General features: G+C 65.4%; 12 protein-coding genes and 1 riboswitch. Of the genes, 6 read left to right on the top strand and 6 right to left on the bottom strand.

From position 1 onward, the window contains the following. The first annotated feature begins 320 nt into the window (after positions 1–320). The 3 genes from QTI05_RS23600 (at position 321) to nrdR (ending at position 3,045) form a co-directional block, all read left to right on the top strand. The gene (locus QTI05_RS23600; protein WP_286543151.1) at positions 321–1,148 is read left to right on the top strand and encodes a transglycosylase SLT domain-containing protein; all 828 of its coding nucleotides are present in this window, start codon (positions 321–323) and stop codon (positions 1,146–1,148) included. A gap of 17 nt (positions 1,149–1,165) precedes the next feature. Beyond that, a riboswitch (ZMP/ZTP riboswitch) is annotated at positions 1,166–1,286 on the top strand. Positions 1,287–1,325: 39 nt separating this feature from the next. Further along, a complete protein-coding gene (gene glyA, locus QTI05_RS23595) occupies positions 1,326–2,570 on the top strand; it encodes a serine hydroxymethyltransferase (RefSeq protein WP_286619845.1) in 1,245 nt (414 codons plus the stop codon). Between the two features lie 31 nt (positions 2,571–2,601). Beyond that, on the top strand, positions 2,602–3,045 hold the full coding sequence (nrdR, locus tag QTI05_RS23590) for a transcriptional regulator NrdR (protein ID WP_286543148.1): 444 nt from the start codon (positions 2,602–2,604) through the stop codon (positions 3,043–3,045). Positions 3,046–3,062: 17 nt separating this feature from the next. Here nrdR and QTI05_RS23585 read toward each other — a convergent pair whose 3' ends face one another. From QTI05_RS23585 to pilV, 6 genes are all read right to left on the bottom strand, one after another. Then, a complete protein-coding gene (locus tag QTI05_RS23585) occupies positions 3,063–3,608 on the bottom strand; it encodes a GspH/FimT family pseudopilin (protein ID WP_286619842.1) in 546 nt (181 codons plus the stop codon). Next, entirely contained in the window at positions 3,605–4,048 is a 444-nt protein-coding gene (locus tag QTI05_RS23580) for a type IV pilin protein (RefSeq protein WP_286619840.1), read from the bottom strand. The genes QTI05_RS23585 and QTI05_RS23580 overlap by 4 nt, the downstream gene beginning before the upstream one ends. Next, positions 4,045–7,818, bottom strand: a complete 3,774-nt coding sequence (locus QTI05_RS27950) for a pilus assembly protein (protein ID WP_506555334.1) — start codon at positions 7,816–7,818, stop codon at positions 4,045–4,047. Before QTI05_RS27950 ends, QTI05_RS23580 begins: the two co-directional genes overlap by 4 nt. Positions 7,819–8,002: 184 nt before the next feature. Further along, the gene (locus QTI05_RS23570; RefSeq protein ID WP_286619838.1) at positions 8,003–8,647 is read right to left on the bottom strand and encodes a pilus assembly PilX family protein; all 645 of its coding nucleotides are present in this window, start codon (positions 8,645–8,647) and stop codon (positions 8,003–8,005) included. Then, complete coding sequence (locus tag QTI05_RS23565; RefSeq protein WP_286657924.1) at positions 8,644–9,612, bottom strand: PilW family protein; 969 nt, start codon at positions 9,610–9,612, stop codon at positions 8,644–8,646. The genes QTI05_RS23570 and QTI05_RS23565 overlap by 4 nt, the downstream gene beginning before the upstream one ends. Beyond that, entirely contained in the window at positions 9,602–10,207 is a 606-nt protein-coding gene (pilV, locus tag QTI05_RS23560) for a type IV pilus modification protein PilV (RefSeq protein WP_286619835.1), read from the bottom strand. Before pilV ends, QTI05_RS23565 begins: the two co-directional genes overlap by 11 nt. 166 nt (positions 10,208–10,373) lie before the next feature. Here pilV and ribD point away from each other — a divergent pair, with 166 nt between their 5' ends. Genes ribD through ribBA form a run of 3 tightly spaced genes read left to right on the top strand, consistent with a single transcriptional unit; the run spans position 10,374 to position 13,352 of the window. Continuing rightward, entirely contained in the window at positions 10,374–11,510 is a 1,137-nt protein-coding gene (gene ribD / locus QTI05_RS23555) for a bifunctional diaminohydroxyphosphoribosylaminopyrimidine deaminase/5-amino-6-(5-phosphoribosylamino)uracil reductase RibD (RefSeq protein ID WP_286619833.1), read from the top strand. A 37-nt stretch (positions 11,511–11,547) separates the two neighbouring features. Continuing rightward, positions 11,548–12,201: a riboflavin synthase gene (locus QTI05_RS23550; protein WP_286543138.1), complete on the top strand. Its 654-nt coding sequence runs from the start codon at positions 11,548–11,550 to the stop codon at positions 12,199–12,201. Next, the gene (gene ribBA, locus QTI05_RS23545) at positions 12,198–13,352 is read left to right on the top strand and encodes a bifunctional 3,4-dihydroxy-2-butanone-4-phosphate synthase/GTP cyclohydrolase II (RefSeq protein WP_286619832.1); all 1,155 of its coding nucleotides are present in this window, start codon (positions 12,198–12,200) and stop codon (positions 13,350–13,352) included. Before QTI05_RS23550 ends, ribBA begins: the two co-directional genes overlap by 4 nt. The last annotated feature ends 1 nt before the right edge of the window (position 13,353 follow it).

Genomic DNA, 13,353 nt, shown 5'->3' with positions numbered 1-13,353 from the left:
TTTTCAATGATTTGTGACCGTCCGATTGAGGCGGTTTTTAAGTCTCTTGTTCAACACAAATTAGAATAACAAACCTAGACGTTATTCTTGACCGAGTATTTAGCGCCTCCTAGAATCCGCGTTGACCGTGCTGCCCGCTTGCAGCCGGGCTCCATGAATCCGCCGCCGAGTGCCTTGATGCGACCGGCTTGATCAGGCGGCCGCGCTCCACTCCTCCTCGCGCGGACCTGATTCGTACTTATCCAAGCGACGTCGCCTCCGACCCATTCCCGCCCCGCGCGTGGCATGCGATCAAGGCCCCGTCCACGAAAGGAACAGCGATGAAACAAGCGTTGGAAGCCACGGCCCGCGGGCTCCGGACTTTTGCGTCCGATGTGGCAGACGGCTTTTTCGAGATCACGCACAACGGCTTTGCACTGATTGGCCTGGCCATCGTGTTCGCCGCATTGGCGCTGGTCGCACGGCCCGACCTGCGCCAGTCGGGTGAAGATCAGTTGATGGGCTGGCTGCAATCGCGCAAGCCGGCACCGGAGCCGACCGACCTCAACCCGACTGCAATCGACCGCACCACGGCTGCGAGCCCGACCGACCTGCCCAAGCAGCAGGCCGCGGTGGCCTATTGGCTCAGCAAGAAATACCGCGTCGCGGCCGAACCACTCAGCGTGCTGGTGGCCGAGGCCTATGACATCGGCAAACGCACCAAGCTCGACCCCACGTTGATCCTTGCCATCATGGCGGTGGAATCGAGCTTCAACCCCTTCGCGCAGAGCCACGTCGGTGCGCAGGGCCTGATGCAGGTCATGACCCGCGTGCATGGCGACAAGTACGAAAGCGCAGGCGGCACCCTGACCGCCTTCGACCCGGTGACCAACATGCGGGTCGGCGTCAAGGTGCTGCAGGAATGCATCGCCCGCGCCGGTTCCGTCGAAGGGGGTCTGCGCTACTACGTCGGCGCAGCGAACCTCGTTGACGACGGCGGCTACGCCGGCAAGGTGCTGGCCGAGCACGAGCGGCTGCGCCAAGTGGCCGGCGGCCGCGCCATTCCGGTGGCACCACCCGCCCTGCGCGCGCAGAATTCGCCGTCGAACGAGCCCGCCAAGTCGGCGGAGCCGGCGGGCGAAAAAGTGGCACTGCTGGGCAGTTCCTGAGCCGCCTCGGCTACACTCGCCGGGTACGCGACTGGCGATAGGCGCAGCCCTTTTCAGGGACATGCGCTGACGTGGAACACCACTGGGAAGCGTACCGCCCGGCCGTCGGGCGTTCAGCCGTTCGCCTGGGCAGCCCTTGTTTGCTTGAACAAGGACATTCGTCTTCAAAGGACTGCCATGTACCAACGCAACATCCTGGTCGAACAGACCGATCCCGAAGTGTGGGCCGCCATCCAGGCCGAAAACGCACGCCAGGAACAGCACATCGAACTGATCGCGAGTGAAAACTACGCGTCGCCCGCCGTCATGGCGGCGCAGGGCTCGCAACTCACTAATAAGTATGCCGAGGGCTATCCCGGCAAGCGCTACTACGGCGGCTGCGAGCACGTCGACGTGGCCGAGCAACTGGCTATCGACCGTGTCAAGCAGCTGTTCGGCGCCGACGCTGCCAACGTGCAACCGCATTGCGGCGCCTCGGCCAACGAGGCCGTGATGCTCGCCTTCCTGAAGCCCGGCGACACCATCATGGGCATGAGCCTGGCCGAAGGCGGCCACCTGACCCACGGCATGCCGCTCAACATGAGCGGCAAGTGGTTCAACGTGGTGAGCTATGGCCTGGACGCCAACGAAGCGATCGACTACGACGCGATGGAGCGCAAGGCGCACGAGCACCTGCCCAAGCTCATCATCGCGGGCGCTTCGGCCTACTCGCTGCGCATTGATTTCGAGCGCTTTGCCAAGGTGGCGAAGGATGTCGGCGCGATCTTCATGGTGGACATCGCCCATTACGCAGGCCTGGTGGCCGCCGGCTGCTACCCGAACCCGGTGCCGTACGCCGACGTCGTGACCTCCACCACGCACAAGAGCCTGCGCGGCCCGCGTGGCGGCATCATCCTGATGAAGTCGCAGCACGAAAAGGCGATCAACAGCGCCATCTTCCCGGGCCTGCAAGGCGGCCCGCTGATGCACGTGATCGCGGCCAAGGCCGTGGCCTTCAAGGAAGCACTGACGCCCGAGTTCAAGAGCTACCAGCAGCAGGTGGTGAAGAACGCGCAAATCGTGGCCGATACCCTCACGCAGCGCGGCCTGCGCATCGTGAGCGGTCGCACGGAAAGCCACGTCATGCTGGTCGACCTGCGTTCCAAGGGCATCACCGGCAAAGAAGCCGAAGCGGTGCTGGGCAGCGCGCACATGACCATCAACAAGAACGCGATCCCGAACGACCCCGAAAAGCCGATGGTCACCAGCGGCGTGCGCATCGGCACCCCGGCAATGACCACGCGCGGCTTCAAGGACGAGGAAGCCCGGGCGACCGCCAACCTGATTGCCGACGTGCTGGAAAATCCACGCGACGAGGCGAATCTGGCCACGGTGCGCGCCAAGGTGCACGCATTGACCAGCCGCTTCCCGGTCTACAGCTGAAGCCCGCAAACAGTCCGGCCGCGGCAACAGCATGAAGTGCCCGTTCTGCGGCCACCAGGAAACGCAGGTCGTCGAGACCCGCGTTTCCGAAGACGGCGACTTCGTGCGCAGGAGGCGCCAGTGCGGCGCCTGCGAGAAGCGCTTCACCACCTACGAGCGTCCAGACGTCAACTTTCCGGTGGTGGTCAAGAAGGACGGCAGCCGCGCCGATTTCGACGCCACCAAGGTTCGCGCCTCGATGATGCTGGCGCTGCGCAAGCGCCCTGTGAGCATCGAACAGATCGATGGCGCCCTGCTGCGCATCGAACAGAAGCTGCTGGCCAGCGGCCTGCGCGAGCTCGAGTCCAACAAGGTCGGCGAGCTCGTCATGCGGGAGCTCAAGAAGCTGGACAAGGTGGCTTACGTACGATTTGCGTCGGTCTATCGCAGCTTTGAAGACGTGGACGAGTTCAGGCAACTGCTTCGGGATATCTGAGTCGCCGGCCGCAGCGGTCAGCCGCCTGCCGCGTTGCATTTCCCGAGACCGCAATCGCCCTTCCGGTCGGGATCGCAGGTCTTCGGACGCCCCGACATCGGGATCACGATGGCACTGCGCCGCCCGGTCTCGGCCTTCAGCGCCAGGCATCCTGCCTTGTAGCTGTTGCCTGCACGCGAAAATCCGTTTCCATCGTAGCTGACGAGCGTGTCGAACCCGTTGCTCAGCGTGGTGTCGACGACCACCCCGCCGCGGAGCGCGTCGAAGGTGCGCAAGGGCTGCGCGGCGCTGTCCCCTGCAATCTGTACTTTCCAGCCGCTGCCCCAGCCCTGCCCTTGCGGACTCACGGCGACGGCCTGCGAGCGCTTGATGGCCTCCGACCTCGCAAGGCTCAAGGCGGCGACGAAATCGCTGGTGGCGGACGCCAGTCGCTGGTTCTGCAGCAGGTCGCGAAAGCCGGGCACGGCGATGGCGCCCAGAATCGCAACCAGGGCAATGACGACAAGCATTTCGATCAACGTGAAGCCGCGCGTGCGCAGGTTGGAGGAAAGCGCCAACTTCATTGCCAGCACCTGCCCTTGTCTTCGCCCGTGCAACTCTTGACGCCCGCGCTGTCGATCCATATCTCCTTCACCTGGGGATCCAGGTAGCCCTGCTTGAGAGTGGCCGTCAGTTTGATGCACGTCTTCGCGTCGGCCTGACCATCACAGGGTGTAACCGCCAGGCCGTACTTGCTGCCGGCCGGCGTATCACCCGAATGGCTCTTGAACGGCTTGTCCGTCTTGTAGCTGGCCGTCCGGGTGTAGAAGCGCTCCTGCTGCTGCATCTCCTGCATGAGGGCTGCGCGCGCTTCCGCGCGCCATCCCTTGCGCATGGAATCCATGAACGATGGATAGGCGATTGCCGCCAGGATCGCAATGACAGCAACGACGATCATCAGTTCGATCAGCGTGAAACCAGAGGCCGCGCGATGCCGCACGGATTGGGCATGCGAAAGGCTCATTGCTTGAGATCCTTGAAGTTGATGACCTGACGCCAGTTCAAGCGACCGGCCACCTGGGACACCTTGCCGCCTTCGATCGGCCGCGTGATGGAAACACCGGGGCCGTTGCCAGTGCCGGTGCCGAGATTGATCACCGCCACTTTCCTGGTTTCGGTTCGTCGTCCGAACGAATCGGTCGACGTGAAAGCGCCCTCGCCTTCCTGAATGACGATCGGCGAACCGGGCAGCCCGACCGTCGACGGAATGCAGGTGCTGCCAACGGAAAGGCCCGACATCGCATTCACCCCACAGGTGTGGCCGCCGCCGCCCGCACCGCAGGCGTTCGGGTTCGGAATCAGCGTGTTGAACAGGAGGAAGCCGTCGCTGAGCAGCATGCGCGAGACTTGGCGCTCGCCGTTGTCGGTTGCCTGCGGCAGGTCAAAGTACCAACCGCGGCGCTGCGAGGTGTCGCTGTCGTAGGGCCCGTAGACGAAAGCACTGCCGGAGATGGTGAACTGGCCCTTGTTGTCCGCTGTGACGGTGCGCGACTGAAGCTGGGTGCGCGCCTGATCCACGGGAATTGCGGACTTGGTGTCGTAGACGCCATAGAGGGTCTGCGCGCGCCGGCTGCCCAGGTCGTCGACCTCGACAAGCTTTCCGGTGCCGAAGAGGACGATGGCGCCGCCATTCGGCCCCGCCCCCACTTCCGGTGCGATCGTGATCGGCTGCCTGTTCCCGTTGGCGTCTTTCGCCACCATCAAGGGTGCGCTGCCGAGCGGCAGTGCCGTAGCTTCACTCCACGGCGCACTCTTGCTGAAATCGAACTTCCACAAATTGCCCTGCGTGTCGCCCGCGTACAGCAGGCGGGCCGTGTTGTCGGACGCCGCATAGTCGCCGACCGGCCCCAAAGCATTGGCCACGGCCGTGTCCGCGGGATTCGGCAGCACGATCTTGTAGTAGTTGCGGTTCCGCTCCCATGCATCGGCAGGCGCCTTGTCCAGCGAGAGCAGGAAAAGCGCTGCGGCCTTCTTTGTGTTGCCGTTGTTGAAGCCGGAGGGAACGACGGCGAACCAGCGGTAGACGGCTGGCTTGCCGTCCCTGGCCGCAGTGGTGCGGAATTTCATGATTCGCGGTGCTTGCGTCACGTAGCCCATGTCGGCATCGTCGGCGCCGGTGAACTCCCACAGCACGTTGCTCGCCGAAAAGGTGGCTGGGTTGGTCACGTCGAGCGCAAAGACGCCGCGCGCCCCGCCGCCCAGGCCGGAAACCAGCACGGTGCGCCAGTTGCCTTCAGCCGACTGCATTTCGCCCGCGGCCGCGCTGCCGTCGACGTAAGGCTGATGAACGTAATCTGGCGAGGTGTAGGCGCCGAGCCTGCCGTACACGGAACGCGGCACGTAGGCGAAGAGTTCGGCCCCAGTGTCGGCAGCGAAGGCATGGAACATGCCGTCGTTGGCGCCGACGTAGACGGCCCGCGGGCGCCCCTTGTGGGCCGCCACGAACTTGTCGTAGTCCTTGCCCTGAAGCGTGGAGCTGGGCGCGCCCACCAGCAGCGGCGTCGAATTGACGACATCGCCCATGACCGAATCACGAGCCCTGAAGACACCGCCCTTCCTGTCGACCTCGCCGGTGCGGTCGCCGCGCAGATAGGCGACACGGCGCTCACCGAGATCGTCCCTGGCACCAACCTGCGAAAACGGCTCCGCATTCAGCAGATCCGACAGCACCTTGTCGCCGGAGATGGCCGTCCACTTGAATTCCGCACCGGCTCTGGAACCGAGCTGCGTGAAGATCTTCCGGTCGACCGGCTTGTCCGCGACGGTCAGCAATGCGCCAGCGCTCCAGGTTGGCGTGTTGCCCTTGTTCACCGCACCCAGCGTGGCGTCGTAAGCCAGCGGGTAGGCCAGCAGCGAGCCGGACCAACGCGTGCTGTCCAATTGCGGAACGTAGAGATGGGTGCCGCTCGAGGCGATGCGCGTGCTGGAGAGCGCGCCACCGGCGATGGTGCCGCTTGCCGCACCGGCTCTCGCGAAGATCTGACGAATGGCGGCGATCATCTCCTCGGGCTTGCTCGCAAGGAAATAGTTGGACGGCCTGGGCTGTCCGTCGTCATCCACACCCGACTGCCACTCGGAATTCGACACGCTCTCCGCATTGCCGTCACCGAGGGCGGTCACGAACGGATTGCCGTCGTCGTTCCTGTCGTCGAAACCGCCGTACTTTGCAGCGAGGTAGTACGCGCTCCCACGCTTGCCCTGGCGGATGGTGCCATCGCCACCTTCGTCGACATCGATGGTGTAGGTCTTGACCCGGACATCGGGATGGTCGCGGCGAATCTTCTGCGTGTTGGCCCAATAGGCCAGTCCGCTCCATGCCAGCGAGCCGCGGTCGGCCCCGGTGTCCAGCGCCGGGATGTTGGACGACGTGATCCGGGCGCCGTTGTTGTAAGCGAAGGCACGCGGCCCGTCGGCATTTCCCCGCGTCGTCAGGCCGGTCTTGCCGGACGGATGGGTGTATGCCATGGACTCGCTGTTCTCGAATGCGCCGACAAGGCTGGCCCAGGCCGCCGTGTCGGGCTCCATCCTGGCAAGATCCGCGGCCCGAAAGCCCGAAGGCCAGCCATCGATGGCGTCATTGCCGAGACCCGGCAGCGAATGGTCGTGGTGGGTATTCAGGTCGCCGATGGCCAGGATGTAGTTTTTCTGGCAGTTGGCCACGACCGGATCCCATGTGCTCTGCGCTCCGGAGCCCCACTTTTCTGTCTGGTTGTAAACCGGAAAACCATCCTTCATCGCGTTCGTCATACCCGCGGTCGCCTGGTCGGTCGGCGCCTGGCCTTGCAGATAGCGAAGCGACTCGTAGTACATCTCGCCCACCGCGTCCAAGGTCTTGTAGGTGCCGGGAACAGGCCCCGTCCGGCCGAACTGGTTGAGATAGTTGACGACGCCGCTCGAGCCCTCCGTACTGGCCAGCGGATTGGCAACGAAGACCCCGGTGTTGGCATCCCACTCGGCCGCCTCGTTGGCGATCTTCTCGAACCTTGCGTTTTCTGCAGTGGGCCCCGCGAATTTCATCGGTGCGCGCAGCACGCCGCCATAGCGCGCGTTGGTGTTGTCCATCAGATAGCCAAAGGCGGCGAAGCGCATCCGGGCCGAATAGGTCTGGATGGTGCCGACCGGCTTGTAGTTGCCGGCAGGTTGCTTCAGACACAGGTCGCGCCGGATCGGCCCTTCGTCCGCCGAGCAGACCTGCACCCGCGCGAAATACGGCGCAGCGCCGCCCGGCCCGTAGCTCTGATCGGTTCCCGGATCGGTACAACTGCCCGAAGCAGTCGAGCCGACGAAAAGGCGGTCGCGGCAGTTGGCAATCCGCACTGTGCCACCGGGGCCAAGGGCACCGGACAGGGGCGTCAGCTTGTCGAGATTGCCGCTCAACACCCGCGCCGGGAAGTTGTCGCCGGCGTTGTAGAAATTATCCTGGAGAACGGCGCGCTGGAGCACGGTCGTGTCCGCGGTGTCGAGCACACGGTCTCCGCCGGTCATGGCATAGCGCAGCATGTCGATGGCCGATGAAGCAGCCCAGTTCAGCATGTTGCCGCTCCACTTCCCGGCGCAGACGATTTCGCCGTCCGACACCGTCGCGCTGGCGGTGCGCCTGAAGTAGCCGTCTGCGATGGCGTAGTCGTAGCAGCCCATCGGGTCCCAGTAGCCGACGTAGGACTTGGTGATGTCGAATCCCCGCCGATAGGCTGCGCCCGTCGTCGGAAACTCCACCGACAGATCCAGCACCATGTTCGGCTTGACGCGGGAGGTCGTCGAGAACAGGGGTTCGTCGGCCAGTACCGCGTCGGGCGGTACCACCGGCATCTTTTCCACTGCGCCCGACAGAATGGTCATCGTGGCCAGATACAGCGCAAGTGCAATGGCAGCGCCCTTCAGATCGCCTTGTCGAATTTTCAGCATGCCCAGTTCCCCCTCACGGACAGCCTGCGCTGACCGTTGGCTTGTACAGATTGGTTTGCAGAACCACCTGCGTTTCCTTCTCGACTCCAAACCCGATCGCCGTGACGCGGAAGATGTTGGTGGCGTTGCCGGCGCTGGCACTTTCGAGCCGCATGGCCTGCCACCCGCCGTTGTTGCGGATCACCTCGACGATGTAGCGGGGCAAGGCAGCGGGCGTGGCACCCTGGCCCGTGACGTACTTCTGGCCGGTGAAAGTGCCGTACTCGACTGCGGTCTTGCTCGTGGGCGACAGATCGGCCTGCATCCAGGCCGGCGTGGTGCCCGGCTCGTTGGGCGCGCAAAGACCCAGACTGGAACCGGCGCCACCGCAGCCCGCGACGAAGGGCGCAACGTCCTTGTTGTTGAACAGGCACAAGCGCGCAGACGCAGCCTGGTTGGGGCCCAGCACGTCGAGCTCGGCATCCATCAACGCCGCCTCCGCTGCCTGCAGGGCAATCTCGCTGTCCCGGTCGTTGCGCGCACTGCGCTCGTTCACCAGCGACAGGTGCGCCGCGCCGATACCCAGCACGGTCACGATGACCAGCAGCAACAAGACGACGATCAGCGAGAACCCGCGCTCCGCGAGCCCGCCCCGCCCCATCGAGGCATGCGCGCTCATGTCGGATCCCGTGCGACGTTGCGCAGCATGAGCGTGAAGGTCGCCGTGCTTCGGAATCGCCCGTCGTCCGGCGGGTCGAAATAGACGCTGTTCCTGAACTCCTCGCCCAGCGGGTAAAGCCGATAGTCATGTCCACTCACCTGCTTCAGATCGCCAGCGGGGCGAGCGCTGCGAACCACGATGCCGATGCGCACCGCCACGGCCTTGCGCCATTCGGCATTGATCGGCCCACCGGCGGCCTGCGCCTTGGCTGCGATGCCCTTCGCATCGAGCCACGCTTCGGGAACGCTGTCGCCATTGCCGTCGTAGCCATAGACGACCTTGAACTTCTCCACACCGCGCGCCAGGGGCTCTGCCGTGAACTTGCCAGCCTCCGTCGCGTACTTGCAATAGAGCTCGGGTTCGCCGTCGGAGGCCAACGCCACGTAGAAGAAGCTCCAGGCACGATCGGCGGCTGACGGGATCGCGGCCGGCCCCTTCTGCGGATGACCGAGGCAGTCGATCATGGTGTTGTCGGGCGTGTCGGCGTTGGCCGTGCTTCGCCCGAAGAAGCGCACCATGAGCGAATCGTTCTGGTTGCGGGTGTCGGTGTCGTTGGCGCCGAAGCTGTCGTCCGTCCTGCTCACCGTGGTGTTGGTCGCCCCGCCGATGTTCAGGTCGCGCGGATCGACGGAGTCGGCCAGCAGGTTGGCATTGCTGGCGATGACGCCGATGCCATCGGCCAGACTGTCGGGCGCGTAGTCGGCATAGCCCGCCTGGCGGACGACGCCCTGCACGATGTAGCGCGCGAAGCGCAACGAATCCTGCGTCGCCTGAACCTCGGCATCTGTATTGAAGAGCTGCTTGCTCGCCAGGAATGCCGCCGAGGCTGCGAGCACCAGCACGAGCCCGATCACCATGGCGACCATGAGCTCCACCAGCGTGACGCCGCGCTGCTGCGCGCGCAGGCCGGTTTCAGAAGGCAACGGAGCTGCAGCCATCGTAGTCCTGTCCGGGGATGAGTTGCATGACGACGCGCGGAGGACGGCTGTCGGCATCCTTCTCGTCGTCGCTGCCAAGGCGCGGGGCCCAGCCGAGCTTGACCACCAGGTTGCGGCCCTTCTTGCTGCAACCCCACGTGTGTGCGTTTTTGGCTGCATCCCAGGGCGCATCGTCGAAGCACACGGCGACGCGGGCCTCCGGCAAGCTGGTCTTGACGCGCTGGAGCCAGTTGCGCAGATCCCAGGCAGCGAGCCTCGCCTGGCTGCAGGCGGCCGCGACGCCTGTGCAGGCGGTCGCGTTGTCGATACCCGGAAGAGCGTCGCGGCTGCTCCTCCAGTCGTCGAGAACGTAGGCGTTCTCGACGCTGTTGCGGGCTGCAATGTTCTTGTTGATGCGCGCTTTTTCCGAAAGCTCGCGCACGAGGTTGACCGCCGTAGTGAACGAGCCTGACTCGTTGGTGGTTCGCACTGCTGTCATCAGCATGCCCACCGCCCCCAGCAGTCCGATGCTGAGGACAACGATCGAGACGAGCACCTCGAGAAGAGAAAAGCCCGCAGCTTTGCGCCTGGATTGCGCCATGTTTTTCTACTCCCTGAACATCGATCCGCAGGAGCGATTCCCGCGCGGTCGATGCCGGAGTTTAGATTCAAAGCATGGGCGACGGCACCGCTCGTATGATCCGACAGCCGCAGCGCGCGCCTTTCGCAGTACGCCTGCGCGTTCCCCGAGTACCTTGCTTCGCTCCATGCCCACTCCACCCGCAGACGCACGGCATATCGCCGAGGCCGAACGACTCGCTTCGCAGGGCCGCTTCACGACGGATCCCAATCCCCGGGTCGGCTGCGTCATCACCGACGCTGCCGGCAAGGTTCTCGGCCAGGGCCACACGCAACCTGTCGGTGGCCCGCACGCGGAAATCATGGCGCTGCGCGACGCGGCGGCCCACGGCCATTCGCTCGTCGGTGCCACCGCCTACGTCACCCTCGAACCCTGTTCCCACCACGGCCGCACCGGCCCCTGCTGCGATGCACTGATCGCGGCAGGCATCGGCAAGGTCGTGGCATCGATCGCCGATCCGAACCCGCTCGTCGCCGGCCAGGGCTTTGCCCGGCTGCGCGCCGCCGGTGTCGAGGTCGAGGTCGGCCCGGGTGCCGAAGAATCCCGCGAACTCAACATCGGCTTCTTCAGCCGCATGGTGCGCAAGACGCCCTGGGTGCGCCTGAAGGTCGCAGCCTCGCTGGACGGCAAGACCGCACTTGAAAACGGCACCAGCCAGTGGATCACCACGGAAGCGGCGCGCACAGACGGGCATGCCTGGCGGGCGCGCGCCAGTGCGGTGCTCACGGGTGTCGGCACGGTGCTCGAAGACAACCCGCGGCTCGATGTGCGCCTGGTCAAAACCACGCGCCAGCCGCATCTGGTTGTGGTCGACAGCCAGCTCCAGACGCCGCCCGAGGCCCGCCTTTTCATCTCGGGCCGCGCCGTGTGGATCTATGCGGCGGCGCCGGCCGACCCCCAAAGGGAAACGGCGCTCAAGGCCCGCGGCGCCACCATCACCTACCTGCCGAATGCGCAGGGCAAGGTCGACCTGGCCGCGATGCTCGCCGATCTCGCTCGCCGCGAAGTCAACGAGTTGCACGTCGAAGCCGGGCACAAGCTCAACGGCTCGCTGATGCGCGAAGGGCTGGTCGACGAGTTGCTGGTGTATCTGGCGCCCAAGTTCATCGGCAGCGGCATGGGCATGGCCAGCCAGCCGCATGCGGGCGGGCCGCTGACCGAACTCGCCGGAGTCCTGCCGCTCGAATTCCGCTCGGTCGACCGGCTCGGCCCGGACTTGCGCATCGTCGCGCGCGTGGCAGGCCGCGACCGGTTCCAGGGTTGACCCCAACCCCGGTCGAATAGTCTGCGAAAATGCGCGGATGTTCACCGGAATCATCACCGGCGTGGGGCGCATCGCCGCCATCCACGACCTCGGCAGCTCTTCGTCCCACGGCAAGCGACTCAGCATCGCCGCGCCCGATGGTTACCTCGACGACGTGGGGCTCGGTGACAGCATTGCGCTCAATGGCGCCTGCATGACCGTCACCACGCTTGATACGGCAGCCCACCAGTTCACGATCGACATTTCCGCCGAATCGCTCGACAAGACCGCGGGCCTGGCCGAGCCGGCCGCCCGCATCAATCTCGAAAAAGCCCTTCGCGCCCACGACCGGCTCGGCGGCCACATCGTTTCGGGCCATGTCGACGGCATCGGCACGGTGAGCCGCTTCGCCCCGGTCGGTGAAAGCTGGGAACTTCGCGTGCTGGCGCCCCCTGCTCTGGCCCGCTTTCTTGCCTACAAGGGCTCGATCACGGTCAATGGCGTGAGCCTGACCGTCAACAGCGTGAGCGACGTTCCGGAGGGTGCCGAGATCAGCATCAACCTGATCCCGCACACCGTGGAAAACACCTCGCTCGGCGGGCTGGTCGAAGGCAGCCGCGTCAACCTCGAAATCGACACCGTGGCCCGCTACGTGGAGCGCATGCTCCAGGCTGGTGCCCTTCCCTTCAACATCCAGAACAACAAGCCATGAACGCTTCCGTCACGCCGATCGGCACGCCCCACAACGGGCGCCCGCCCGCCCCCATTTCGCCGGTCGACGAAATCGTGGCCGACCTGCGCGCCGGCCGCATGGTGATCCTGGTCGACGAGGAAGACCGCGAGAACGAAGGCGACATCATCCTCGCGGCCGACCACGTCACGCCCGAAGCCATCAACTTCATGGCGCGCCACGCCCGCGGCCTCATCTGCCTCACCTTGTCGCGCGAGATGTGCGAGCGGCTGCAGTTGCCGCCGATGGTGGCGCGCAACGGCGCCAAGCATTCGACCGCCTTCACCGTCTCGATCGAGGCGGCCGAAGGCATCAGCACCGGCATCTCTGCCGCCGACCGCGCTCGCACGGTGCGGGCGGCGGTCGCGCGCAACGCGGTGGCGGCCGACCTGGTGCAGCCTGGCCACATCTTTCCGCTGCAGGCGGTCGATGGCGGCGTGCTCATGCGCGCGGGCCACACCGAAGCCGGGTGCGACCTGGCCGCCATGGCCGGCTGCTCGCCGGCATCGGTGATCTGCGAAGTGATGAACGACGACGGCACCATGGCGCGCCTGCCCGATCTGCAGGTGTTCGCCGCCGAGCACGGGCTCAAGGTCGGCACCATTGCCGCACTCATCGAGCACCGCAGCCAGACCGAGACGCTGGTCGAAAAAGTCGGCAGCCGCGAGATCCACACCACCTGGGGCCCGTTCACCGCCCACGCCTTCAGGGACAAGCCCAGCCACGGCGTGCACCTGGCACTGGTGCGCGGCAGCTGGGCGCCCGACGACGCTGTGCCGGTGCGCGTGCACGAACCACTCTCGGTGCTCGACGCGCTCGAAGTCAACCGCTCGCTGCATTCGTGGAGCCTGGACGCCGCCCTTGCGCACATCGCGGCCGAAGGCAAGGGCGTGGCCGTGCTGCTCAACTGCGGCGAATCGGCCGCCGACCTGCTGAGCCAGTTCGAAGGCACCGCGCGGCCGGCGCAGGCACCCGAACGCGGGCGCATGGACTTGCGCAACTATGGCGTTGGCGCGCAGATCCTGCGCCATTGCGGGGTGCACAAGATGACGCTCATGGCCAACCCGCGCCGCATGCCCAGCATGACCCCCGGCTACGGCCTCGAGATCGTCGGCTACAGCCACAAGGACTGAC

This window comes from Variovorax fucosicus (assembly GCF_030316825.1).
Lineage (GTDB): Bacteria > Pseudomonadota > Gammaproteobacteria > Burkholderiales > Burkholderiaceae_C > Variovorax > Variovorax fucosicus.
Note: the sequence above shows the minus strand (reverse complement) of the source record. Positions and strands in the feature narration are given on the sequence as shown.